Origin of the sequence: Bartonella sp. AP72JLCBS (assembly GCF_042195705.1) — a bacterium.
Lineage (GTDB): Bacteria > Pseudomonadota > Alphaproteobacteria > Rhizobiales > Rhizobiaceae > Bartonella.
In genome coordinates this window covers 1-914 of sequence record NZ_JBHIOU010000088.1, presented here as the reverse complement: position 1 = coordinate 914, position 914 = coordinate 1, and the positions used below count along the sequence as shown (strand labels likewise).

The following is a 914-nucleotide window of genomic DNA, read 5'->3' as shown; positions in this document are numbered from 1 at the left end:
TCCTTTTCTCGGCTATTATAACCAATGGAAACAGAGTTTTGCTTGCTGGAACTTTGTCCCGTATCACTGCGGCTGGTAACGGAGAAATCACCCCCTACTTCCATTTCTACACGCTCTCCAGAAACCACGGCGCCTGCCAGTATGGTGTTTCCCTGACTTATGGTATGAACAGTGCCAGTGCCTATAATATGGCTGTTCTTCTGGTGAACCTCCTCACTGGAACCCTTGCCTTTACCAAAAGAAGCATTCCCCATCCACCCTGTACCACCGGTACCATAACTATACCCAACATTCATTGAAGCGCTTTGCGTGTGGTTTTCTGTGCTCTGCGTGTTTTGCGCACTTTCAAAGATGATATCTTTACCTGCTTCCATGGTGATATTCCCGCTCTGTTCATCATTGCTTTGCATCGGGTTTGTACCAGCAATAATATCGGCTCCAACACCATGGATGCTGCCTTTGTGGGCTTGCATATTAACAGCGCGTCCTGCTTCTATTGTACCTGTTACCGCAGTAGAGGTCTGAACAGAGGCTTCTGCCTTCTCTGTCTTAAAGCCCACGGTTACGCTAGCAGAAACATCAGCAATATCACGAATAGACTGTTTAAGGTTTCCACCCTTCATCTCATTATAAAGACCTTTGCCTTTGCTATAGAGATCATAGCCTTTTAGACCAGCAATAAGACCATTGCCGATTTTGTGTTTTGTATCCCCATGACCAAAACGTTTGACTGCATCCTTTACATCTTTTACGGCACCAAGAATGCCCACATTGACAGAGCCTGTCACACCAGCAAAAGACTTTTCATGCTTTTCTTTTGCGTTAGAGGTATCATAGCTTTCTGATAGGGTGATATTATTGCCGGCATCCATGTTGACATCACGATCCGCCGAAACAATGGCTGCTTGTAAATT

At 45.4% G+C, this 914-nt stretch carries 1 protein-coding gene; it reads right to left on the bottom strand.

Annotated elements, in window-relative coordinates; translation table 11 throughout:
• The coding region (locus ACFILO_RS09535; RefSeq protein WP_375678218.1) for a hemagglutinin repeat-containing protein at window positions 1–914 on the bottom strand (914 nt) is incomplete at both ends.